This is a genomic window from Streptomyces flavotricini (assembly GCF_020639365.1).
GTDB classification, from domain to species: Bacteria; Actinomycetota; Actinomycetes; order Streptomycetales; family Streptomycetaceae; genus Streptomyces; species Streptomyces flavotricini.
Genome location: NZ_JAINUL010000001.1, coordinates 8,620,998 through 8,642,884, shown reverse-complemented (window position 1 = coordinate 8,642,884; position 21,887 = coordinate 8,620,998). Strand labels below are relative to the sequence as shown.

Sequence of the window (21,887 nt, the reverse complement as noted above, 5' to 3'; positions counted from 1 at the left end):
CACACCCCGGACACAAAAACAGGGCCCTCAACAGGCCCTCAACCACCAGTGACACCAACCCGCACTAACCAACGACAACCACCCCACACCTCACACCGCTTCGCTCCACCCCACTGGCCTGGCAGAGCCAGGCCAGACCTCCCGTGCTTCGCGCGGGAGGTGACCTCGTTTCACGAGGTGCAGGCCTTCGGCCTGTTGGGTGGGTCCGCTCCGCTCCCCCACCCGGGGCCTTCCGGCTCCGCCTCCAGGCCGGCCCGCTGCGCGGGCGGCTGGCAGCGGTGATCGGGTGTTGCGCTGGGTTCCTACCTGAACGTGTCTGGCTCTGGTTGTTTACAGCGTGCCGTCAGCGATGCGTTCGGCCGCGTCCTGCGTGACCTCGTTGGCGATGCGCACGCCATACCTCTCACCAGCGGTCAGGAGGGCCTCCTTCACTTCCGGCGCGGGTCTGCCAGCATGCGTCGCACGGTCAGGGCCTTCTCGAACCGCGCCGCGTGTTCCTGAACCCGGGGCATGGCCTTCTCGTAGTCGGAAGCATCAGCCATGCGGACAACCTACCCGAGCCAACCGATGCTTCATTTCTTGTTCAGGATTGACTCTGGAGCCAGTGGGTTGCATCGCTACTTCACCGATCACCCTGCTGTCGCGATCACGGGACTGCGTGGGGGGTGTCAGCTGCCCAACTTGCTGAAGGCCCAGCGGAGCACTTCCTGGTCGGGGTGGTCGCGGCCTGTTCGTTCGAGAGCGGTCACGGTGTGGGCTGTTAGCCGGGCCCAGTTGCGGAAGTTGCCATGCGCCGCGTGACGGTCGGCGAAGGCGATGTCCGCGGGATCGGTCCGTGCCCAGACGGGGTGGTAGAGCGGGATGACCTGCTGAACTTCCTCCGGTGTGAGCTTGGTGATGTGCTGCCAGATGAAGATGCGGGACGAGAGCATCGGCTCCTTCCGCAGCACGGTATGGGCTCCCTCGCCGCCGGCGAAGATGATCGCGATCTGCGAGTACGGGTGGTCCCACGTGTACCGGAAGTATTCGAACGTCTCTCGATTGAGCCATTGGGCTTCGTCCACGACCAGCGTACGCGGCTGGGCCGCCAGCGAGTCCAGGATCAGCCGGTCGAACTCGGACGGGTGACGCGGAGGTTCGCCCGGCAGACCGAGCGCAGCGAAGAGCTCGTGGCGCACCGCTCGGGCCGTGGGGCGGGCGCGGAAGGAGATGCGGCAGACCTCCTCGCCCCGGGTCCGCTCCAGCTCGCGCAGGCAGACCTTCGAGGCAAGCGTCTTGCCGACACCAGCCGGACCGTGGAGGCACATCATCGCCCTGGCCTCGATCGTGTCAGCGATGTTCTCCCTCGCTGCCAGGAGCGCGCGGGTCGTGACGACCGCGGCGTCCGCGAGCTGGGTGTAGTGGTCGGTCTCTCGCGGCGGCAGCTGGCTCGTCATCGCTTCTCCCTACGGACAGCAGGGCGTAGGGAGGCCGGGGTGTTCCAGTCGTCGGGCGGTGGGGCGGGCGGGATGAGGTCCGGCAGGGCCAAGGCGGCCATGTCGCTGCCGGCGCACGTCGCCAGTTTCGCATCGGCTTCGGCGGCCGTGAGGGTGCCCAGGCGCTGGGCAGGCGTGGGAGTGGTGGCCGGGGCGAAGCGCTGCCGACGCAGGGCCTCGGCCTTCTTCGCGTCCTCGCGCAGGCGGCGGGCCCGTACGGTGCGGGTGCGGCGCAGCTCGTCGAGCTGCTCGGGCGTGGCGGCGTCGGCGAGGTGGGCGGTGCCCAGGTGGCGGCCGGCCGGGTCGCAGACCTCGATCTCATGGTCGTGGTGGGGCATGTGCCGGATCCTGACGTGGCGGCCTGCCTGGCCGGCCATCCACGCGCCGAGGTAATCACGGCCGCGCCAGCGCACGCCGTGGCTGCTCAGTTTCCGGACCCGGCCGTCGTCCTCCAGCATCAGCCCCCACAAAGCAGCCTCCGGGACGTCCGTGAAGGGGGTGGGATCAGCCTGCCAGGCCTCGACGGGGGTCCGGCCGTTCAGGCCGGCTGGGCGGTGCTCGGTGTTCCACCACCGCGTCCAGTCCAGGACCTCTGCGGTGAACTCGGCGAACGTCAGCGGCACCGGCTCATCAGGGTCAGGCTTCTTCTTGGCGGGCCGGGGCTTGGGGGTGAGGGTGTAGCCGGGCAGGATCGCGAAGAGCATGCGGTCCACGCACCGGTTGAGGTTCTCCACCGTGCCCTTCAGATGAGGGCTGTAGGCAGGCAGATCCTCGCGCTTGGTGTCCAGGTCGGTGAGGGCGCCCAGGACGGTCTTCGACAGGAAGTCCCGGCCGCGGTCGACGCGCACGTGCTCAGGAATGCCTCCCGCGGGCCCGTAGGGGCCGGTGCGCAACACGGCGGCACGCAGAGCGGCCAGGATGGAGGCCCGGGACGGATGGCCGGGGGTGACCGCGGTGCCGGTGATGGTCTTCGTCGCGACGTCGATGAACCATGTCACCCACGGGCGGACCAGCTCCCCGTCCGCGTCGACCACCAGCGGCGCCTGGACATGGTCGGCCTCCCAGGTCTGGTTCCGCCACTGCATCGGGCGGCGCCCGAACACGTCGTGGGCCCGAGCCGCCTCCGGCCCGCGGGCCAGACCCGCACGCTCGCCCGCGGTCAGATCACGTCGCACCGCACGCAGGAACGTCGACAACGACGGCACCGGATCCAGCAGCGGCACCGACTCCATCGGCGCTCCAGCCGGCACCGCGGTGGCCGGCTCACCAGCCGCCGTCTTCCCGCGGGCCACCAGTTGCCGGTGGACCGCGGACGCGTTGCCCCGCCAGTACGCCAGCAGCACCCGTACCTCCGGCGTCACCTCGAACCGGTCCACCGGCCGGGCACCCGGAACAGCACCTGCGTCCGGATCGGCTTCAGCCTGCGCGAGCCACCGCCACACCGTCCGCTCCGACACCCCCAGACACTCCCCCACAAGGCGCACATGCCCCCGCGACAGCCGTCCCCGGGCCCGCAGCCGCAACAAGCGCTGCACAGCAGGGCCGCGCAACGCCGCGAGCGCCTGCCCTTGGAGCTCGGGCATCGGTTCTGACAGGTCCAGCGGTGCCCCCGCCTCGGATGAGCTGATCATGGAACCGCCCTCTGCCGTCGGTCTTGGCCTCCTTCTCCCGATCCCGCCCCGCCGAGCGCTACGGGTAAGGCCCCAGCCGGGCACAGGCCTGCTCCATCAGCGCACGGTCCACCTGCACGTCCCGGCCGCGCTTCGACAGCGCGTAGACATGCGAAGTGATCTTCGCCCAGGTACGGAAGTTGCCGCGCGCCACCGTCGCATCCGCCCATCCCACGTCCGCCGGCTCGGCGCCTTCCCACACGTCATGGAACATCGCCAGCGTCTCCGCCAGCCGCTCCTGATCCAGCTCGGGGACCTGGTGCCAGGTCAGCACGCGCGACCTCAGCGCCGGCGCCCGCGCGATCACCCGCTCCACGCCCGCCCCACACAGCAGCAATGCCGCCGCCGTACCCGGCTCGTCCCACAGCAGCCGCAGGTAGTCCAGCAGCGGCGGGGACAGACGCTGCGCATCGTCAAGGAAGAGCACCCCCGGGCGGCGCAGCGCCTCCCCCAGGGCACGGTCGGCCGGCTGCGCACGGTGCGAGAGAGAACCCGCCGCCAGCCCCAGCGCCTCCAGCAGAGACGCTCGCATCTGCGGCAGACCCGGCTTCACCGCGACCACCGCCCGCCATACCGGCACCCGGTCAGGCAGCAGATGCAGCGCCTGCTGCACCGCCACCGTCTTCCCCACCCCCGGCTCCCCGAACACACACCCAATCCCCCGCGCCGCCACCGTGTGCCCCACCACCTCCACGACCGCAGCCACCTCGGCCGTCGACACCACACGGGCCCCCGGCACGAACAACCGCACCCCGCCCCGCGACGGCCCGGTGCTCTCCTCGCCGTCCTCGCCTGCCCCGGGGCCCGGCGGGGCCGCCGGAGCCGCGTCGACCACCGGCAAACCCTCAGCCGCCCGCTCCAGCTTCAGCTCGGCCAGGACCCGGTCGTAGCGGCCGGCTTCGACCCGATTCCGGGACGGCCTCGCCACCTCCAACACCCGCCCCGCACGCAGATCCCGCTGCACCGCACGATGCAACGTCCCCAACGACGGCACACCCACAGCCGAAGACGAACCGCCGGCCGTCATCCGACGGTGCAACGCCGCGACGTTCCCACCCACCCCCGCCAGGCCAGCCCACAACCCGTCACCCAGCGTGAACCTGTCCTGCCGCCCCGCGGGCCCCAGCCGTCCCTCACGCGCCTCGGACAACCACCGCCACACCGTCCGAACCGTCACACCCGCCGCCTCGGCCATCACCCGCACATGCAGCGACGACACCGACCCCGGCCCCTGATCCACCGCCAACAACCGACGCACCACCACACCCCGCGCCAACCGGCCACCCTCACCCATACCCACCAACACACCCCCACCCCAACCAGCTGCACATAGGAATGGGCAACCTCATGCCAGCCAGCCGCCTTGCTGCTATGCAGCCCGTGGCAGCAGCGTGGTCATTCAGTGGCAGCCAAGATCCGCTGCCGGTACAGAAACAGCGCAAGACGGAACCCCAGACAGCCCGCCAATCGGCAAGGCACCATGCTCGAATGAAGAAATGCCTGTTCTGCGGTCGGTCAGCGCCCGAAGTAAAGATGACCGGTGAACACGTCCTCCGGCGCGAACTCATCAACCAGGTCCTCTGGGGAGCCCCAAAGGACCGAACAGAGACCATGCACCGCGGCTACTCCGACGGAACACAGATATCCATGTCCCGCCAGGTACCCCAGTCCATCCTCAATCAGACGCTCAAGGATGTCTGCGGCGACTGCAACAACGGCTGGATGAACGACCTGGAGAACCGCGCGGAGAAGACCCTGGTTCCCCTCCTCCGCGGTGAGCACACTCACGTCGCCAAAGCCGGCGCAGAGGTCCTCGCGACGTGGGCGGCCAAGACGGCCATGGTCAGAGCACGCGTGGACGGCGACCCCTACACCGTTCCCGAAGACCACCGCATCCACATCATGACCACCAACACCCCGCCGGCGAACCTCACCGTCTGGGCCGCAGCATGTGAACCTCACCCCAGCGCCAGAACCAGGCACTACAAAGTCGGGATCGAACTGCCCTCAACGCCCATCACCGAGACCGACGAAGACGGCGAAACATGGGTCGTCGGCGTCGAAGCAAAGCAAAGCCTGGGGCACGTGACCACCATCGTGATCAACCACATCGCACTCTTCATCGCCGAAGCCGATTCAGAAGCCCTTCACATCGACCTCGTCACAACACTCGACCCCACTGGTACCGCCACCAAACTCTGGCCAGGCCCCGAAGCCTTCAACTGGCCACTCTCACCGACACTCACACCCGACCAGGTCGACGGCATCGGAGGCCTCACCCAGCCCCTCCCCAGTACCGCCACCGGCTGACACCCAACCGCTGCCACCAGCCGACCCATTCACAACGTCGTCGGCGGTGCCGGAGATGACGCGCTCGGCGCGGGCGGCGCTTTTCAGGTCGGGGCTGGCACCGCGGGCGGGGGCGATGTGGTTGGCATACTCGGTGATCGCGTTGTATCCCGCCCACGCCGTTCCACGGATGCCGGCCTGGGTGTCGGCCTGCTCGAACAGGTTGCGGATGGTGTACCAACGGGACTGTTGGTTGTTCTTCTTGCGGGTGCTGTCGGCGTCGGCGACGGGCCACAGCTTGTCGACGACCGTACGCAGCATGGAGGTGGTCATCTCCGTGTCGAGCATGCGCTGTGCGGCCTGCTCGAACTCCTCGGCGTACTTGAACGTCAGGCCCAGGGCCTGGCGGGCCTGTGCGATGCGGCCACGTGCTCCGGAGGTGTGGCGGACGGTGTAGCTGCTCTTTGCGTTCCGCAGACCGGCGCGCAGCGTGTTCGCACAGACCACCCGCACAGGTGTGACGACGATGCGGAATGCGCTGCTGCCGTCGTGGCTGTTGAAAGCCGCGATGTACAGGTCCACGTTGTCACCGGAGCCGATGGTCATCGTCTGGGGAAGCTTCATGGTCAGGAACACCTGTCGGCCCTCTCGGAGGGATCCGGCCGTCTCGAAGTGCGCGCCGGACTCGTCTGCCAGGAAGTTGAGAAACTCGGCGTGCTCCTCGTTCTGGACGGGCGTGTAGTCGGGGCCGACAACTCCGAGAGTCTCGGGGCGCCCGGTCTTGGGATGCGTCCGTACGCTCGCCCGGTGATTCGGCACGTCCAGAAGCGTCGCGCCCTGTGCCGTCAGCTCGGTGGCGTGCAGGCCGACCAAACGGACGTTCCAACCGTCCAGCGCCGCCAAACGCATAGCGTCCTCGGCGGTCAGCGCGTCTGCGGTCACCGTTCCCAGCTTGTGCCAGGCGCTCTCACGAGCGCTGACGAACGCTGCCGTACCGTCACTGAACTGCTCGATCTCGTGTGCCATCGGAGTCTCTCCTTCTGGGGTGTTCTACGGATGCGGCGGGGGTGCCACTCCCCCGCCGCAGGCGGGCTGTGGTCAGTCGTTCGAGGTGTTCGCGTACGCGGGGATCACGGCGCGCACCTTGTCAGCGTCGATGCAGCCGGGGTGCCGGTACGGCGAGGGCGGGTTGCCGTTACGGCCGCGCAGATGGGACCAGTAGCGGTTGCCCTCCCACCCGCACAGCTGGCACCGGACCGCCCACGGGTTGTCCGCTCCGGGGTAGCCGCCGCGGGGCTCCCACTGGTAGGCGGTCAGACCGGCCACGGCCTTGCGGGCCGTGTTCTGGTTGCGGTCGGTGTCGCGCATGCGTGGGTGCAGCAGCGGCACGCGGCCGCCCGTTCCCTGGTCCGGCTTCCGCGTGTCCGCTTGGGGCGTGATGCGTCCCGCGCGGTACTCCTCCAGGAGATAGCGGGCGGCGGCGTCGCTGCCGTCCCGGCCGTCGCCCCGCCGGATCGGCTCGCTCGTTCCGGCCGGGATGGCCAGCCATCCTCCGTGCCATCGGAAGATCCGGCCGATCTGCTGCTCATCGACCAGGACCGGGTAGCGGCATTCATGGTCGGCCCTGCCGATGCGGTACCCGTGCGGGCTATCGTCGTTCGTCATGGCGGTGCTCCTCTGGGCAGGCCGGAATGCCTATCCGGCTGGGATGTGGGTGTTGGAAGAGATTCAGGCGTCAGGGCTCGGAACGGTCGGCCGCCGGGTCAGGCGGCCGACCAAGGCCGGGCCGGTCAGGCCAGGGTGGGGGCATCCACGAAGGTGATCGCCGGGGGAAGCGGGTCGGACAGGTCTCGGTCCTCGGCAATGCAGTAGGCCACGTGGCTCTGCTCGGCCGTGGCCGGGAACGCGGCGAGGTCACTGACCATCCAGGACATGAACCGCACACGGCCGTCAGAGCTCATCGTGCGCGCGGCCAACATGGCGTTGACGCCTGTCGTCGTCGTGGCCAGAAGGAACGCGACGAACACGACCGGATCGTTGCTGTCGTCCTCGTTCAACACGGGCCCGTCGATGATGCACTGGCCCTCAACGCACGTGACGTCGTCACAGGTCTCTTCCTCGGTCGCCAGTACCACCGTGAGGTGGTGGGGTCCCTCACCGGCGGCGCAGGCCAGGGACCGCAGCAAGATTATGGATCGGCAGGCGAGCTCCCGTGCGGCAGACAGCTCACGGGAAGGGGAGTCGAACATGGGCGTGCCCTCTCTTCGGTGTTCTGCGGTAGACCTGCGGGGCCGGGTGCCACTCCCGGTCCCGCAGGGTGGGACAGGGGCGGCCGAGCAGGGGCCCGGCCGCCCGTGACGGGTGTCAGCGGGTGCGCTGCGCGGGAATGTGCAGGCTGCGCATCAGCACGCGCTTGGTGGTCAGGTGACGCTCGATGAGCTGGAGCGCCTGGTCCTGCGTGAGGCCATCCGCGAAGGCTGCACAGGTGTGGGGGATGGCTCCGGTCAGTACGATCGGGCCGCAGATGGTGTGCGGGGTGTTGAGCAGCCGCTGAGCGCTGCGGTTGACCTGACCGTCTTCCCAGAGCGCGTTGTCGTCTGACCAGGCGGTCAAGGTGTCGTCGATCCGCTGTGAAGCCATCCGGGTCGTCTGGTGGATGCCTTCGCGGCTGAGCAGTTCGTGGGGCTCAGAGGAGGGGGTCCAGTCGGCGAGGACGAAACTGCCGTCGTTGTGCACGATCAGGGCGAAGGGCTTGATGTCCGTGGTCACAGCTCTCCCTAAAAGGTCGAGGGCCGGGGGTTCTTCGGTACCGGTGGGGTCTTGCCACATCCCCTCACCAACAAGAGAATTCTACCGCAATCTAACGTCACTTGGGGGCGGGAACGCCCTCGCAGACCGCCCCGAAAGAGTGATGTATTCGCAGGTCGCACGGGGTTTACAGCCAGGCGGGGGGGCGGGCATTGCGGGGCTGGTGTCGGCTGGACCCGGAGCGCGAAGCGCGGAGGGCAAGGGGTGTGGTGGTGGGTGGAAAAGGCAGGGGTATTCTGCGCGCGCAGCGCGCACCCCTGCCTTTTCCACCCACCACCACACCCCGCAGCGCGGGCGGTCGTGAGGCCTCGACCGGCGCAGCGCAGCGGAGCCGGTCGAGGCCTCACGACCGCCCGCGGCCAAGGGGGTGAGCGGCGAAGCCGCTCACCCCCGGGCCGGCGCCAGACCCGCAACGCCCGCCCCCCGCCTGGCTGAAATGCCTTGAGGGGGCCACAGCCGGACAGCTGCGGCCCCCTCAAGGGCAAGTCGGGGTTGGGGTGCTAGGAGGCCTCGTAGAGCTCCTGAGCGGCCTTCAGCGCTGCCCGGCGGACCGCCGGCGGATAGCCGAGGCGCTCAGCAGCCCCCTCGGCATCGAGACCCGGTTCGGTGCGCATCAGCGCGACGATGCGCGCCGCGCGCTCCTGCTGCAGGTGCCGCTGGGCGGCAGGGGTCGAAATACCGAGGACATCGACGGCGTGGGCGGCGGTCACCGCGGGGTTGGCGTCGAGGAGTTCGGCGATGCGGCCGGGGAGCAGGTCGCGGGGGACCATGTCGCCCGATCCCTTCGGCCGGCCGCTGGGAGCGCTCATGGCGCCGCGGCCGACCGCGTACGCGAGCACCGCAGCGCGCGGCCAGTGCTCGACCCCGCCCACGACGACGACATGGTCGGCAAGGCCAGGGTCGGTCTTGTAGCTGTCCACGCTGCGCGGCTTCACATCGAGCAGGAGCGCCGCCTCACGGCGGTCGAGGAGGTCCTCCTCGCGGTCGACCGCCGGGATGACCGGTTGCGGCCGGCCGTCGCGGTGAGCCTCCACCTGCTCCAGGTCCCACAAGAGGACAAGTGCGCCTTCGGAGCTGACCGGCAGCGGAAAGTCAGCAGCCGTATGCGGCTTCGTGCGGTCGAAGGTGGACCACTTCAGCCCGAGGACGCCCGCAAGCTCACGGCGCCCCACCGCGGTTCGTCCAGCACGGATCACGACTTCCGACCTCCCGATAGGCGAGACGTGCAGGGCACGCCAATGCACTCGGATCCGCCAGGGCGGTGATCACGCATGCGTGAAAAAGGTACCGCATCCGAGCGGCATGGTGTGCCGATGGATTGCCCGAGCGCTATGCTCGGCCCTGAGACGCATGTGGGTTTCTCCCAAGGTGTGTTCTTCGGTAGGCCGGCGCCCTTGCCACCCGCCCTCGGCGGAAGTGGGCGCCGGCCACATCTCTTTCACCCCCACCCCCCATCTCCATGCCACCTCCGGCCTGCCCTTCTCTCCTTTCCCCCAGCTCTCCCAAGCCACATGCCCGGCCCACTTGCCAACCTCTAAACGCACCCCATCAACCCCAAGCCCAACCCAGCCACCCGGAACAGACACCACCTGATCAAACCCAAACCCGTCCCCTCCCCCTTAACTACGTCTGACCAGCCACCAGCACTGACGCCTGCACTGACCAGCAAAAATGCAGAACCACTGTGGCACTGGTTTCCCCCTCAGACTCCCCCTCAGGTTCCCCGCCATGCACCCCCCTCACTTTCCCCCTCACTATCCCCGTCAGTCGCCCGGCTCTTCTCTCCGCGCACGTCGCCATCAAGCCGGGCAGTGAGACGCCGAAAGCCACGTACGTGCCGAGGGTGAGACTGGAGAAGGCAATGATCTGACGGGTTTGAGGCAGGTGAAGCAGACCTCCGGACCCCGCGGGCGGGGAGCGGGGGCCTCGTCGTCGGCGCCGCCCTGGGACAAGGGCCCGGTCGCGGACTCTCGTATTGGGCGGCCGGTCTGCGCCTTCCAGATCCAGCGGATCTGGAAGGCTCTGGAGACTGGTCTTCAGAAGTGGTCTGGGAGCCAGGGTTCGCGGTCCGTCGTGCTTCGGATCAGGCTCGTGAGGGCTTGCTCGGACGTGGCTTGAACTCCGGCCATGCGGGCGCTGGTGGCTGTGCGGTACCCGCCGGCGTACCAGACCGCGAGCTGCCTCCGGCTCAGTGTCACCTGCCCGGGGACGGATGTGGGGGCGAGTTCCGCGGAGCCGTTCTTGATGTGGAGCAGCCAGCGGTTCCAGTCTTCGCCCGTCGCGTTCTCGATTTCGACGTGGACTGTGGTGGTGAGGTCGGCGGGCCAGCCGCGTAGTCGGATGGCTTCCGGTGCGTCGAGGATGCGGACCATCCAGGGGTGCCAGGACTCTGCGGTGGTGCGGTGGTGGCGGAGGGCGTGGAGCAGGGTGGGGTAGGGCGGGAGGGCGCCGCGGCGGAAGTTGATGGTGCGGGCGCGGGTGCTGTGGCGGCCGAGGAAGGCGAGCATGGCGGCGGCGGTGGGCTGGCTGGCGGCCCAGAAGTCGTGGACGACCAGGCTCATGCCATGGCGCTCGTGGCGTTTGGTCGTCAAGGTGAGCAGGCCGTCGGTAGGGAGGCCGGGACGAGCGAAGCGGTACGCGGTGAGGTTGCTCTTGTCCTGCTTCCACCGGGTCCACCAGGCGGGGCGGTGGACGGGACCGTTCCACTGCCGGGCGAGCTGGCGCTGGAGGACTTCGGCTTCGTCGGTGAGTCCGTGCTCGACTTCGAAGTCCTCGCCAGTGAAGGACTTCTTGAGGTCGTCGGTGGCCACGGCCCAGGCGAGGACGTCGACCGGGGCCTCCCAGCCGAGGCGCCGTGCGTAGCCGGTGGAGGAGGTGACGATGGTGGAGATCACCGCCCCGCGGTCGATGAGGGGACGCAGTCGCTCGGTGGCCATGTCGGTGGCCACGTGGTCGCCGCGTTCTTCGGGGGCCACGCAGCCGTCGCCGAGGCAGGCGCTGGGCACGGGGGCGCCGCCGAAATGCTGGTCGACGAGGAGGCCGAGGCCTCCCGCGACGACACGGCCGCCGCGGAGGGCGACCTGGAGGTCGGCGTGCCCGCGCAGGTGGGTGATGTCGGAGACCGGGTGGCCGTAGGCGCGGGCGGCGAGCTGGTCGTACTGCTCCCACAGGTCCCTGTCGGCCGCGGTGAAGGTCAGCTGATGGTTCACGGGCCCGCCCTTCTAGTAGTTGGTGGCGTCGCGGACGGCGTCGGCATCCAGGGGGACCAGGAAGGTCCGGTTGAAGGCCGTGACGGCGGTGCCCGTCTGGTTGTGCGCGGTGGTGTGGCAGGTGATGACGCCGTTGCCGGGGCTGGTCTCCGAAGCGCGGCGGGTGAGGATCCTGGTTTCGGCGTAGAGGGTGTCGCCGATGTGGACGGGGGCGGTGAAGCGGACGCGGTCGACGGCGAGGTTGGCGGTGGTCAATCCGCTGATGCTGCGGACGGTCATTCCGGCGACGAGGTTTAGGGTGACGCCGGAGCAGACCAGGATCTGGCCCCACTGGGTCTGGCTGCTGTAGTGGGCGTCGGTGTGGATGGGGGCGACGTTGCCGCTCAGCGCGGCGCCGAGAAGGCTGTCGAGTTCGGTGACGGTCCGGCCGGGCCGGTGCTCGATGACCAGGCCGGGGGTGAGCTCGCCGTAGGAGAGGCCGACGCTCTCCCGGATTCGCTCTTCGGCGATGGCCCGGTATCCGTGGGGCAGCACGGTGCTCATGAGGACTGGTCCGCTTCGGCGACCAGCGCGCGGGCGCGGTTGAAGAAGGGGGTGCCGCGCATGTAGCCGTCGACGGTGGTGACTGAGCCGCCGCTGGCGTCGGCGGCCGCGACGATGGCGCGGGCCTCGGCGATTTCCTGGGCGGTGGGGGTGAAGACGTCGTCGATCACCTTCACGTGGCGGGGGTGGACGCAGCCCTTGCCGTAGAAGCCGAGTTCCTTGGCGCGTTCGGCGTCGCGGCGCAGGGCGTTGGGGTCGTCGAGTTCCCAGGTGGGGGCGTCGATGGCGGGGATGTTCGCGGCGGTGGCGGCGTTGATGAGGGCTGAGCGGGCGTAGCGGAGGGCATCCCAGTCCAGGCCGCAGCGGACGGAGGCGGCGTAGTCGGCGGAGCCGAAGATGACGCCGCCGAGGCGGGGTGCATGCGTGATCTCGGGGAGCGCGTTCAGGGCACGGGGGGTTTCGATCAGGGCCCAGATGTCGGGGGTGTAGCCGTCGGCGTCGAGGGCGGCGGCCACGAGTTCGATGTCGCGGGCGGATTCAACCTTGGGGACCACGATCAGGTCGGGGCGAGCGGTGTAGGCGGCGAGGGCGACGAGGTCATTGATGCCGTCGAGGGTGGTGAGGTTGTTCATGCGGATCCCGAGCGTGCACGCCGGCGATTCGGGTACGGCGAAGAAGGCCTCGGAGGCGGTGCGGGCGGTCTGTTTGTCGGGGAGGGCGACGGAGTCCTCGATGTCGACGACGGCGACCGAGGCGCCCGAGGCGCGGGCGGCCTCGAAGCGGTCGGTGCGCAGGCCGGGGGTGATGATCCAGGCCCGTCCGGGCCGGCGGCTGGTGTGGGTCATGGGGTGGTCTACCTTCCGGTGCGCTTGCTGGTGATGAGGAGGTCGAGCTGGCCGAGGGTGGCGGCGTTCTTGATGTCGCTGTCGGTGATGTCGATGCCGTACCGGTCGGTGAGGAGGACGGAGAGCTCGACGACGGCGAGGGAGTCGAAGCCGGCGTGGTCGAGGCTGGCGTCGTCGGTCAGCTGATCGGCGGGCAGCTTGAGGTCGTCGGTCAGGATGCAGGCGAGGTCGCCGGTCATGCCGGGGCTCCTTCCAGGCGGTGGGTGCGGGTGAGGTCGGGCCAGGTGAGGGTGAGGGCGCCCCAGGTCAGTCCCGCACCGAACGCGGTGAGCAGCGTGCGGTGCCCGGGCTTCAGGCGGCCGTCGGACGAGGCGCGGGCCAGCAGCAGGGGGATGGAGGCGGCGCCGGTGTTGCCGACCTCGGCCACATTGCTGAGCTGGCGGCCGTCGGGGACGCCGAGCTGGCGGGCGACGAACGAGGTGATGCGGCTGTTGGCCTGGTGCGGGACCAGCCGGTCGACGTCGCCGAGGTCCCACCCGGCGGCGGTGGCGGCCTGCCTGGAGGCGGTGGTCATGCGGTCGACGGCGCGGCGGAAGACGTCGGCTCCGTCCATGTGGAGGGCGCCGGGGTGGTCAGCGCGGATGAGGTCCGCGCCAGTGCCGTCGCTGCCCAGCACGACCGGGCCTAGCGCTCCCGGCTTGCCTGCGGTGCCGTGGCGAAGCAGCAGGGCGCCGGCTCCGTCGCCGAAGAGGGGGACGGTGGTGCGGTCGTGGGGGTGGGGGAGGCTGGCTAGGCGGTCCGCCCCGATGACGAGGACCGTGCGTGCGGTTGCGGCGGCGATGAGTCCGGCGCCGGTGGCCAGGGCGTAGAGGAAGCCGGTGCAGCCAGCGGCGAGGTCGAAGGCGGGGATGCCAGTGAGTCCGAGGCGGGTGGCGACGGCGGGCGCGGTGGCCGGGCAGCAGCGGTCCGGCGTGGTCGTGGCGAGGACCAAGGTGTCCACGTGATCCGGTTCGCCGCTGGTCAGGGCCTGGGCGGCTGCCCGCACTGCGAGGTCGGCGGTGGACTCCTCCGCAGCGGCGACGTGCCGGCGGGTGATCCCGGTCCGGGACCGGATCCACTCGTCGGTGGTGTCCAGGCGCGCGGTCAGGTCCTCGTTGGAGACGACGGACGCAGGGAGGGCTGCGCCGACCGCGGCCACCACGGCGGCCCGGGTCATCGAGAGCCCGCCTTGAGCTGCCGGGCGACATCACCGATCAGGTCTTCCTGCCCGGCCACGACCTGCCGCTTCCCGAGAGCGAGGAACAGGTCGATGGCGTCGACGCCTTCGGCGCGAGCGGCTTCCAGGACGGGGCGCTTGAACCCGGAGAACACCCCGGCCAGTCCGCCGGCGACGGCGATGGAGTCGATGGACGGCGGGGCCTTCATCAGGTGGTCGGCGGCGACATCGGCGGCGGACAGGATCTCGCGCAGGCCGATGCCGGTGTCGAAGCCGCGCCGGTCGAGGACGGCCACGAGGGCTTCGAGCTGGGTGTTGCCCGCTCCGGCACCAAACCCGCGGGCGGTCGCGTCGATGACGGAGGCACCCGCCTCCACGGCAGCCAGCGAGTTGGCCACGGCCAGCCCCAGGTTGTTGTGGCCGTGGAAGATCACCGGGACGTCCACGGCCTCGATGATGGCGTGGATCCGCTCGATCACGTCGCCGGGGAGGTAGTGGCCGGCGGAGTCCATGATGCCGACGGCCTGCGCGCCGTACTTCACCATGAGGGCGCACTGCTCTGCGAGGCGGTCGGGGCTGGCCATGTGGCTCATGAGCAGGACTCCCTGGGCTTCCGCGCCGATGTTGCGGGCGGTGGCTAGGTGGCGTTCGGTGACGTCGGCCTCGGTGCAGTGCGCGGCGATTCGTACGACGTCGGCGCCGAGGTGGACGGCAGCCGTCAGGTTTTCGGAGGTGCCCCAGCCGGGGGCCATGAAGACGCCCATCTTCGAGGAGGTGAGGGCTTCGCGGACGGTGGTGAGCATCGTGGCGTCGTCGAGGAGGGCGCGGCCGATCTGGAGGCTGGAGGCGCCCAGGCCGTTGCCGTGGCCGACTTCCACGACCGGCACCCGGGCCGTGTTCGCGGCGGTGGCGTAGGCGCGGAGCTGGTCGGCGTCGAGCTGGTGGCCGACCGCGTGATGCCCGTCGCGCAGAGTCGGGTCGTGGATCAGAACGGTGGGCCGGGGATCGTTCGGCGTGCTGTTCACGGCTTGGTTCCCTTCATCGGGAGGCGGCAGCGGACTGCTCGGCGAGCAGGACGGCGGCGGCGTTGATGATGTCGACGCTTCCGGCGTGCCGGGGCAGGTGGCGGCTGGAGGGGGTGACTTCCACCGCGACCTGGATCCGGCCGGGGTCCACCGCGAGGGAGGTCACCTTGAACCCGGGCACGTACGCGCGGACGGCGTCGACGGCGGCTGCGATGCTCGTCCGCACCGGCGCGGGACGGAATGTGTCGGCGAGGACGGTCATGACGACCCGGAACGGCGGGGCGGGCCGGGCGGGGCTGATGTTCACCATCACCTTCGCCTTCCGGGTGCCGGTGAAGGTCCGGATTGCGGCCGAGGTGGTGACGATGTACTGGTCGAGGTTGAGTCGGGTGGCCGGACCGGCGCTCGCGCTCGCCCCCGTGGAGACCACCTCGATGTAGTTCGGGGTGCAGCGCTGGGCGATGGCGTTAAGGATCGGGATGGAGGCCTGCCCGCCGCAGCTGACAAGGTTGAGATGCCGGTGAGCTGCCGAGCTGTGCCCCTTGACGCCCGGTACGGTGACCGTGCCCAGACCCGTGGGGGTCAGGTCGATCAAGGTGGTGCCGGTCGGCCGCAGCGCCGCCCAGTGCTCGGCGTGGCTGTCGGCGTTGGTCGCGTCGAAGACGACATCGAACGCCCCGGCTTCCACCACGGCGCGGACACCGCCGGCGGCCGTGGGGTGACCCATCTGTGCCGCCCGGCGCAGGCCCAGACTGTCGCGGCTGCGGCCTGCCACCAAGGCCAGCTCCAGCTTCGACGACCGGGTGATCTTGCCGGCGAGGTCGACCCCGATCAGACCCGCGCCGAGTACGGCGACGCGCCTTCGTTGTTCAGCAGCCATCGGCCGCTCCTTCGTTCAAGGGAGAAGGGTGGATGCGCAGAGAAGCGGTGCCGAGCCGGTTACCGGACGCGCAGCTCGACGGGCGGCAGGTGCGGCGAATGGGCGCGGACCGTGCTCCCGGCTTCCAGCGGGAGGCTCGCGTGTACTGCGCCGGCCAGGACCAGCTGACCGGCCCGCAGGCCTTCGCCGAAGCAGTGCAGCCGTCCGGCGAGCCAGACCAGGACGAGCAGCGGGTCGCCCAGGACAGCCAGGCCCTCGCCCGTGGCGACGGCGGTTCCGTTGACGCTGACGACGACCGGCTCGGCCGCCAGGTCCATGTCCGCGTCCAAGGGCACCATGGGGCCGGTGACCACCCGCCCGCAGGAGGCGTTGTCCGCGATGCTGTCCGCGATGGTGATCTTCCAGTCGGTGAATCGGGTGTCGATCACCTCCAAGGCGAGGAACACCTCCTTCACCGCCGCCCGAGCCTGTTCCAGAGCGACGTCGGGCCCGCTCAGGTCGCTGCCGAGCCGGAAGGCCAGTTCCGCCTCCACTCGCGGCTGCATCAGCACGGAGCGGTGCACGGTGCTGCCGGTGGCCAGGACCATGTCGTCCAGGAGGACACCAGAGTCCGGCTCGTCGACGCCCGCCTGCTCCTGGATGGCCTTGGAGGTGGCGCCGGCCTTGTGGCCGACGACGCGGGCGCCGGCCGCCACATGCCGGGCTACGGTGGCCGCCTGGATGCGGTAGGCGGTCTCCAGCGACAGGCCGGGCCGGCGCCGGGTCAGGGCCTCGACCGGCACGTTCTCGTACTCCGCCGCCAGCAACGCCAACGCGGTGGCGGCGATCCAGCAGTTGTCGGGCTCATCCACGGAGATCCCTCCTAGACATGGGGCATCCATACGGCTCGTAGACGTGGGCACGGGAGCAGATCCGGGGCGGCGCTGATACGGCTGCCGACCGCCGGGCTCTGGCCTGATGAAGAGTCAACCGCCAGGAGCCCCGCAGCGGTACGGTGGCGGGCAGGCCAAGCGGTATATCGCGTATATCCCAGGCAGGTGCCCATGACCACGCGCACGCCGAACGACCAGCTCAAAGCCCTCGTCGCGGAATCCGGCCTCACCTACGAGGCGTTAGCCAAGGCGGTCTGCGCCGTCGCGGCCGAGTGCGGCACCCGCTTACGCACCAACAAGTCGGCCATCGAGCACTGGATCGGCGGCTCCGCACCCCGTGGCGACACCCCCCGCTTCCTCACGGTCGCCCTCTCCCGACGCCTGGGCCGCCTGCTGACCTCCGCCGACCTCGGACTGCCTTCCACAGCCGAGGCCGAAAGTGACACCATCGGACTGTCCCTCGGGAACGACCCGCTGGACGCCCTGCTGCCCATGTGGAGGTACGAGTTGGACCGCCGCCGCTTCCTGACAGCCTCCGCCTACTCCGTGGCCGCCGCCGCCCTGCCCCTCCACCACGTCCAGGACATCGCTGCCCGGACCGCCGCAGCACGCACCAGCCACACCGTCGGTATGGCCGAGGTCGCTGCCGTCCGCGACATGATCAACGCGTTCTCCGAAATGGACGAACGCCACGGCGGACAGCACGGCCGCAGCGCCCTCGTCACCTACCTTCGCGACGACGTCGCCCCGCTGTGCCGGGCACGATTCCGCACCGATGAGGTCCGCCAGCACATGCTCTCCGCCGCCAGCCGCGGCGTGCACCTACTCGGCTGGAAGTCCTACGACGCCGGCCAGCAAGGCCTCGCCCAGCGCTACTACCTCCAGTCCTACGCCCTGGCCACCGAATCTGGCCTCCGCGGGCACGACGGCTTCGTGATGCGCACCATGGCCATGCAGGGCCTCAAACTCCACCGCCCGGAGCACTGCCTGGGCCTGGCCGAGACCGGCCTGGACCGGGCCAAGGGCCACGTCGACGCCCAGACCGAAGCTCTCTTCCGCGTCGTTCACGCCCACACCCTCGCCAAGAGCGGCAAACACCGTGCGGCCCTGGCCGCCGCCGACCACGCCCGCACGCTGCTGACCGGCGCACCGGGGGACGAGGTGCCGTTCTGGGCGCTGGCCTGGGGGCCGCCGGCCGCATCCGTGTACTCCCGCACCGCCAAGGTCCACGAGACCATCGGCGACCACCACGCCGCCGCCGAACAGTACGCGCTGGCCGCCACAGCACGCCCGTCTTCCACTTACGCGCGGATCGTCGCTCTAGACCTCGTCGCGGGAGCCGAGATGCACCTTAAGCGCGGCAGCATCGAGCAGGCGTGCGCCACCTGGCACCGGGCCATCAACCACATGAGCGGCGTCCGCTCCGTACGGACCCGCAAGGCCGTCTCCAGGATGCGCGGCGACCTCGCCCGCTTCCGGGCCCGCGGTCTGCGGTGCGTCGCCGAGCTCGACGAACGCGGTCGCGAGTTCCTCGCCGGCACATGAGGTTTGCCGTCGGCTTCAGCGGCTGTGGGCGAAACGCCGGACGATCGGCTCCAGATAGTCCGCGTGCGGTCCGGACAGGCAGGCGAGCTCCTGCGGCGAGCTCACCATGGCGATCTCGTCGAGCTCGGGCTCACGCCCCTGAGCACGTTCGGCTGCCGCAGCGGCGGCGAAGGCGCCACGCAGCGTGGGCTCGGGACAGGTCGGAGCAAGGTAGGTCAGGCCCACGCTGCCGTTCTCCCCGCGGGTGACGGCCCACAGCCTCAACGCCTCTGCGCCGACTTCGAGCCCCAGCTCCTCGGCCAGCTCCCGTGCGGCCTGGCCCGCCAACGCGGACTCCTCCAACCGCTCACCCTTCTGGGGTGGTTCCACGGATCCCCCAGGCAACTGCCAGCGGCCAGGCGCAGCCGTGGAGGACGACATTCTGGCAACCAGCACGCGGCCGGCGTCGGTCGGCTGAACTACATTCACGAACAACGACGGCAGCGCCGTTGCGCCGGGAACACGGCGCAGGGCGTAATGCCGGTAGGTGACCCGCACCCAGGACAAACTTAGGACGCGCGAGCCTGTACGTTGCAGTTCAGCGCAAGCCACCACGGGCCCGTCGAAGAGACCCGGGTTGGCGTGGACCGCCTCCTCCCACACGCGATCTCTGGCCACCTCATCCGAGGATGACAGGCGCGGCTCCTCCGCTTCGGTGAGCTGGAGTCGTTCAACATCGAACAAGTCAACAACAGGGGGTAGCGTCTCGGGCACCCATTCATCGTAGAACCCTGACAGCTTGTGCCTCGCTGTTTCGGGTACAAGCGGACGGGTCCCGGTGAGAGCAGTCATGGTCGTCATTCGCGCGCGCTCGGGTTCTGCCGTCGGTCGGGCCGGCGACCGCACGCGGAGCCCGGTAGGGCCAGCAGCATCTTGACCGTGGCTATCCCTCAACGAAGCACGGCGGCGCCGATGTCTGGCACGTGCCCAGAACATTCATGGCGCGGCTGGTCAGGAAAGCGAGCGCCTGGACGCACGGCACTAGCGAGGCACCGACCGGGCACTGACTCACCGCAGCGGCGCGCCAGAGGCAGGCATCCCTGTGCGTGAGGTTGCCCGCCCGGCAGCGGACAGGGACGCCTGGCCCGCCTGCGCGGCGCTTTTCCCGTCGCCGACAACAGTACGAGTGAGGTCCTACAAGAGGTGCGCAGCCGCCGCACAGGTACGCGGCCGATAGCGTCATCGATATGTGCGGCGACGGGGTGTGTCCGGCGGCTGGCGTCGTTACGACCCGGGCGCGCTGTAGCCGGGGCTTGTTCACCGGTACCTGCTCACAGGGTCACTTTCTGGATGTCCCTTATCAGGGCTTGTCGCTCGCGGCCGGAGGCAAGCCGTACCCATACATATGCCTGGTCGGCATCGATTCCGTCCCACCCCGATCCCACCTGAACCACGCGCCCGGTGATCAGCTCCGGGCTCTCGCGCCCGCGGTTCTGCGGGGCCACGTACGAGGTGCCGGTGACCAGATCGCCGACCCGGTACGGCGCGGTGCGACGCGGTGCGGCCATGGTGGTCACCGCCCCTCGTGAGGCCTGCCGGCCGCATCGGGCCGGATGTCGTCGTGCGCCGGCACGTTGGCCAGGTAGCGGGCCATGACTTCCCGGGCGCGGGCTTGAAGTTCCTCACTGGGCCCGGCTGGCGGGGAGGGGAGCGGGGGGTGTCCGGTGTCATGCGCGCGGCTCACCCGGTCACCTCCCTGCCAGGGCTTTCGGGGGCGGGGGTGAGACTGGCACGGTGGGCGGTCCAGTCAGTGCCGCCGCCTTCGGGCCTCAGGTGGTAGACGCGGGTGCCGGTGTCCTCCGGTAGGGACACCACCACGCCGGTGCGGCCGCGGGTGGTGTCGGCGGCGAGGTCGCCGCGCTGGGGCCGCCAGTCGCCCGCCGCGTGTAAGGAGCGGCAGGGTGCGGCCTGGTCGATGGTCGGTCGCTCAGGCATGAGCAGAACGTAAGGGCCCGCATACGGGCCGATATGAATCCGGCGTATACCTACAGGTCATCCAGCGAAAATCGGTCCGACATGCCCCGCAGCTTCTGCCGAGTCAGCTGCCGCTCTGCGTATACGAGCTGCCGGAGGGTGGCGCGGGCGATGGGGTGGTTGCGCACCAGTTGGGGGGCCAGGGTTTCCGCCGTCTCCAGTTCCGTCAGCGCCTTGGAACGGTTGCCGTCCCACAGCCACGCGCGGGCGAGGTCCATGTGGTGGTGGCCCTGCCTGGACTTCGGCAGAGCGGCGATGTGGCCCGGATCGGCGTCGCGGTTCAGGCGCAGGGCCTCACGCTGGTTGGACATCTCCAATGCCACGTTGATCTCGTGGATGTGCACGTTGCCCATGGAAAACGTGAGCGAGTGCCGGTCAAAGGGGATGGGACCCACGTGGGCATCGACCCGGTCGGCGGCTTCGACGGCGTGCCTCATCCGTGCCCTGGTCTCCCCGGCGTTCCCGTCCCGTGCGGCGGACACCGCTGACCGCAGCTGCAGCGAACCCCATACCCGCAGGGCCAGTGGGTCACCGCCGTCGTAGAGCTCCTGGACACCTGCCAGTGCCTTGTCCGCCAGAGCAAGGGCGTCGCCGTAGTCGGCGGTGGCCCACATGTCCCACACCCGCATCCAGTCGGCCACGGCCGGCAGGAGCGGGTCCCCGGAGCGTTGCGCGGCCCATACGGCCCGCTCGCAGGCCAATGCCACCAACTCGGGCTGGCCAAGGGCGTGCACGGCGGTATGAGTGAACTTGCAGGCGACCGCGTACACCGCGAACGCTTCCTCGCGCTCCCGGCCGACGGTGACCTCGGCCAGCGCTCGGGACTCGCGTAGCAGGTCCGGGACCTCTCGCAGGATCGCGGAGTTCGCGGCTGCATCGCGCAGACGATGCAGGCGGCACATCTCCTGCCACAGGATGGCTGAAGGACGCGGGGCTCCCTCGAAGACCGGGGCAAGGTCGTAGCGGCGCAGCTCCCGCATGACGGACGCGGCGGCCGCGTGCCAGCCCACGTCAGGCTCGGCCCCCGGTGCGCTGCTGTACGGGCGCTGTATGAGCGTGTTCGGGTGGCAGTGCAGCGCGGCTGCCAGGGCGTTGATCAAGGTGGCGCGGTCGAGCTCGATTTGGCCTTTCTCGACCCGGGAAACCCAGGCCTGGGTCTTGCCGACCGCGGCCGCCAGATCTGCCTGCGTCTGGCCCACGCTCAAGCGCTGCCGGCGGATCCGCTGCCCGATAGCCTCTTGCTCCTCAAGCATCCGGAACTCCCTTCTCGGGTCGACACCTGGGACGGTACCCACTGTTTCGGTAGCTGTGTACGTACTTGGGGAAGGCGGCTTGGAAGCGTTCGGCAGGCCTGCCTCTCCTCGTGGCTGGTCATTCGCTGCCTTCGAGGTGCCTGCCTGCGACGCCATGGGACAGGCAGTCGAACGCCCCCGAGCACCACCCTCTGCCCGCAGTCGGCCCCGAAGACATCGGCGAGCCAGCCGCGACCGGTGAGTG

General features: G+C 69.8%; 22 protein-coding genes. 2 read left to right on the top strand and 20 right to left on the bottom strand.

The features are described from left to right. Nucleotides 1-668: 668 nt before the first annotated feature. From K7B10_RS39775 to K7B10_RS39765, 3 genes are all read right to left on the bottom strand, one after another. Nucleotides 669-1,436: an AAA family ATPase gene (locus K7B10_RS39775; protein WP_229344621.1), complete on the bottom strand. Its 768-nt coding sequence runs from the start codon at nt 1,434-1,436 to the stop codon at nt 669-671. Beyond that, entirely contained in the window at nt 1,433-3,010 is a 1,578-nt protein-coding gene (locus K7B10_RS39770) for a TnsB C-terminal domain-containing protein (RefSeq protein ID WP_372481588.1), read from the bottom strand. The genes K7B10_RS39775 and K7B10_RS39770 overlap by 4 nt, the downstream gene beginning before the upstream one ends. Nucleotides 3,011-3,164: 154 nt before the next feature. Continuing rightward, nucleotides 3,165-4,439: an AAA family ATPase gene (locus K7B10_RS39765; RefSeq protein ID WP_229344616.1), complete on the bottom strand. Its 1,275-nt coding sequence runs from the start codon at nt 4,437-4,439 to the stop codon at nt 3,165-3,167. Between the two features lie 194 nt (nt 4,440-4,633). Here K7B10_RS39765 and K7B10_RS39760 point away from each other — a divergent pair, with 194 nt between their 5' ends. Beyond that, the gene (locus tag K7B10_RS39760) at nt 4,634-5,455 is read left to right on the top strand and encodes a hypothetical protein (protein ID WP_229344613.1); all 822 of its coding nucleotides are present in this window, start codon (nt 4,634-4,636) and stop codon (nt 5,453-5,455) included. On the opposite strand, the gene K7B10_RS39755 is transcribed toward K7B10_RS39760, so the two are convergent. The 13 genes from K7B10_RS39755 to K7B10_RS39695 all read right to left on the bottom strand — a co-directional run bounded on the left by K7B10_RS39755 (nt 5,378) and on the right by K7B10_RS39695 (nt 16,811). Continuing rightward, nucleotides 5,378-6,460: a DUF932 domain-containing protein gene (locus K7B10_RS39755; protein WP_229344610.1), complete on the bottom strand. Its 1,083-nt coding sequence runs from the start codon at nt 6,458-6,460 to the stop codon at nt 5,378-5,380. The genes K7B10_RS39760 and K7B10_RS39755 overlap by 78 nt on opposite strands. A 72-nt stretch (nt 6,461-6,532) precedes the next feature. After that, on the bottom strand, nt 6,533-7,099 hold the full coding sequence (locus tag K7B10_RS39750; RefSeq protein WP_229344608.1) for a hypothetical protein: 567 nt from the start codon (nt 7,097-7,099) through the stop codon (nt 6,533-6,535). A gap of 125 nt (nt 7,100-7,224) precedes the next feature. Further along, a complete protein-coding gene (locus K7B10_RS39745) occupies nt 7,225-7,569 on the bottom strand; it encodes a hypothetical protein (protein WP_229344606.1) in 345 nt (114 codons plus the stop codon). Between the two features lie 229 nt (nt 7,570-7,798). Then, the gene (locus K7B10_RS39740) at nt 7,799-8,203 is read right to left on the bottom strand and encodes a DUF3846 domain-containing protein (RefSeq protein WP_229344604.1); all 405 of its coding nucleotides are present in this window, start codon (nt 8,201-8,203) and stop codon (nt 7,799-7,801) included. Between the two features lie 539 nt (nt 8,204-8,742). Next, nucleotides 8,743-9,438, bottom strand: a complete 696-nt coding sequence (locus K7B10_RS39735) for a hypothetical protein (RefSeq protein WP_229344603.1) — start codon at nt 9,436-9,438, stop codon at nt 8,743-8,745. A gap of 840 nt (nt 9,439-10,278) precedes the next feature. Continuing rightward, nucleotides 10,279-11,451, bottom strand: a complete 1,173-nt coding sequence (locus tag K7B10_RS39730) for a GNAT family N-acetyltransferase (RefSeq protein ID WP_229344602.1) — start codon at nt 11,449-11,451, stop codon at nt 10,279-10,281. Between the two features lie 12 nt (nt 11,452-11,463). Continuing rightward, complete coding sequence (locus tag K7B10_RS39725; protein ID WP_229344601.1) at nt 11,464-11,994, bottom strand: MaoC family dehydratase; 531 nt, start codon at nt 11,992-11,994, stop codon at nt 11,464-11,466. After that, nucleotides 11,991-12,839, bottom strand: coding sequence for an HpcH/HpaI aldolase/citrate lyase family protein (locus K7B10_RS39720; protein WP_229344600.1), 849 nt, complete (start codon nt 12,837-12,839; stop codon nt 11,991-11,993). The genes K7B10_RS39725 and K7B10_RS39720 overlap by 4 nt, the downstream gene beginning before the upstream one ends. Nucleotides 12,840-12,847: 8 nt before the next feature. Further along, nucleotides 12,848-13,078: an acyl carrier protein gene (locus tag K7B10_RS39715; RefSeq protein WP_229344597.1), complete on the bottom strand. Its 231-nt coding sequence runs from the start codon at nt 13,076-13,078 to the stop codon at nt 12,848-12,850. Beyond that, the gene (locus K7B10_RS39710; RefSeq protein ID WP_229344596.1) at nt 13,075-14,055 is read right to left on the bottom strand and encodes a beta-ketoacyl-ACP synthase III; all 981 of its coding nucleotides are present in this window, start codon (nt 14,053-14,055) and stop codon (nt 13,075-13,077) included. The genes K7B10_RS39715 and K7B10_RS39710 overlap by 4 nt, the downstream gene beginning before the upstream one ends. After that, the gene (gene dmpG, locus K7B10_RS39705) at nt 14,052-15,080 is read right to left on the bottom strand and encodes a 4-hydroxy-2-oxovalerate aldolase (RefSeq protein WP_229344595.1); all 1,029 of its coding nucleotides are present in this window, start codon (nt 15,078-15,080) and stop codon (nt 14,052-14,054) included. Before dmpG ends, K7B10_RS39710 begins: the two co-directional genes overlap by 4 nt. A 13-nt stretch (nt 15,081-15,093) precedes the next feature. Further along, complete coding sequence (locus tag K7B10_RS39700) at nt 15,094-15,960, bottom strand: acetaldehyde dehydrogenase (acetylating) (protein WP_229344594.1); 867 nt, start codon at nt 15,958-15,960, stop codon at nt 15,094-15,096. 59 nt (nt 15,961-16,019) lie between these two features. Further along, complete coding sequence (locus tag K7B10_RS39695) at nt 16,020-16,811, bottom strand: 2-keto-4-pentenoate hydratase (RefSeq protein ID WP_229344593.1); 792 nt, start codon at nt 16,809-16,811, stop codon at nt 16,020-16,022. Between the two features lie 192 nt (nt 16,812-17,003). Between K7B10_RS39695 and K7B10_RS39690 the strand changes: the two genes are divergently transcribed. Beyond that, nucleotides 17,004-18,377, top strand: a complete 1,374-nt coding sequence (locus K7B10_RS39690) for an NsdA family TPR-like regulatory protein (RefSeq protein WP_229344591.1) — start codon at nt 17,004-17,006, stop codon at nt 18,375-18,377. Nucleotides 18,378-18,392: 15 nt separating this feature from the next. Here the strand turns inward: K7B10_RS39690 and K7B10_RS41120 are convergent, their stop codons facing one another. From K7B10_RS41120 to K7B10_RS39670, 4 genes are all read right to left on the bottom strand, one after another. Then, nucleotides 18,393-19,130, bottom strand: coding sequence for an NUDIX domain-containing protein (locus tag K7B10_RS41120; protein ID WP_308284677.1), 738 nt, complete (start codon nt 19,128-19,130; stop codon nt 18,393-18,395). Between the two features lie 557 nt (nt 19,131-19,687). After that, a complete protein-coding gene (locus K7B10_RS39680) occupies nt 19,688-19,933 on the bottom strand; it encodes a hypothetical protein (protein ID WP_229344590.1) in 246 nt (81 codons plus the stop codon). Nucleotides 19,934-20,096: 163 nt separating this feature from the next. Then, nucleotides 20,097-20,351 carry a hypothetical protein gene (locus K7B10_RS39675; RefSeq protein ID WP_229344589.1) on the bottom strand — a complete coding sequence of 85 codons (255 nt, stop codon included), beginning with the start codon at nt 20,349-20,351 and terminating at the stop codon, nt 20,097-20,099. A 50-nt stretch (nt 20,352-20,401) separates the two neighbouring features. Beyond that, nucleotides 20,402-21,643, bottom strand: coding sequence for a helix-turn-helix domain-containing protein (locus K7B10_RS39670; RefSeq protein ID WP_229344588.1), 1,242 nt, complete (start codon nt 21,641-21,643; stop codon nt 20,402-20,404). Nucleotides 21,644-21,887: the final 244 nt, after the last annotated feature.

Bases quoted from the DNA above. Each gene is read 5' to 3' on its own strand.
- K7B10_RS39765 (WP_229344616.1), bottom strand. From the start codon at position 4,439: ATGGGTGAGGGTGGCCGGTTGGCGCGGGGTGTGGTGGTGCGTCGGTTG.
- K7B10_RS39715 (WP_229344597.1), bottom strand. From the start codon at position 13,078: ATGACCGGCGACCTCGCCTGCATCCTGACCGACGACCTCAAGCTGCCC.
- K7B10_RS39775 (WP_229344621.1), bottom strand. From the start codon at position 1,436: ATGACGAGCCAGCTGCCGCCGCGAGAGACCGACCACTACACCCAGCTC.
- K7B10_RS39755 (WP_229344610.1), bottom strand. From the start codon at position 6,460: ATGGCACACGAGATCGAGCAGTTCAGTGACGGTACGGCAGCGTTCGTC.
- K7B10_RS39700 (WP_229344594.1), bottom strand. From the start codon at position 15,960: ATGGCTGCTGAACAACGAAGGCGCGTCGCCGTACTCGGCGCGGGTCTG.
- K7B10_RS39750 (WP_229344608.1), bottom strand. From the start codon at position 7,099: ATGACGAACGACGATAGCCCGCACGGGTACCGCATCGGCAGGGCCGAC.
- K7B10_RS39670 (WP_229344588.1), bottom strand. From the start codon at position 21,643: ATGCTTGAGGAGCAAGAGGCTATCGGGCAGCGGATCCGCCGGCAGCGC.
- K7B10_RS39760 (WP_229344613.1), top strand. From the start codon at position 4,634: ATGAAGAAATGCCTGTTCTGCGGTCGGTCAGCGCCCGAAGTAAAGATG.
- K7B10_RS39725 (WP_229344601.1), bottom strand. From the start codon at position 11,994: ATGAGCACCGTGCTGCCCCACGGATACCGGGCCATCGCCGAAGAGCGA.
- K7B10_RS39720 (WP_229344600.1), bottom strand. From the start codon at position 12,839: ATGACCCACACCAGCCGCCGGCCCGGACGGGCCTGGATCATCACCCCC.
- K7B10_RS39710 (WP_229344596.1), bottom strand. From the start codon at position 14,055: ATGACCCGGGCCGCCGTGGTGGCCGCGGTCGGCGCAGCCCTCCCTGCG.
- K7B10_RS39690 (WP_229344591.1), top strand. From the start codon at position 17,004: ATGACCACGCGCACGCCGAACGACCAGCTCAAAGCCCTCGTCGCGGAA.
- K7B10_RS39675 (WP_229344589.1), bottom strand. From the start codon at position 20,351: ATGCCTGAGCGACCGACCATCGACCAGGCCGCACCCTGCCGCTCCTTA.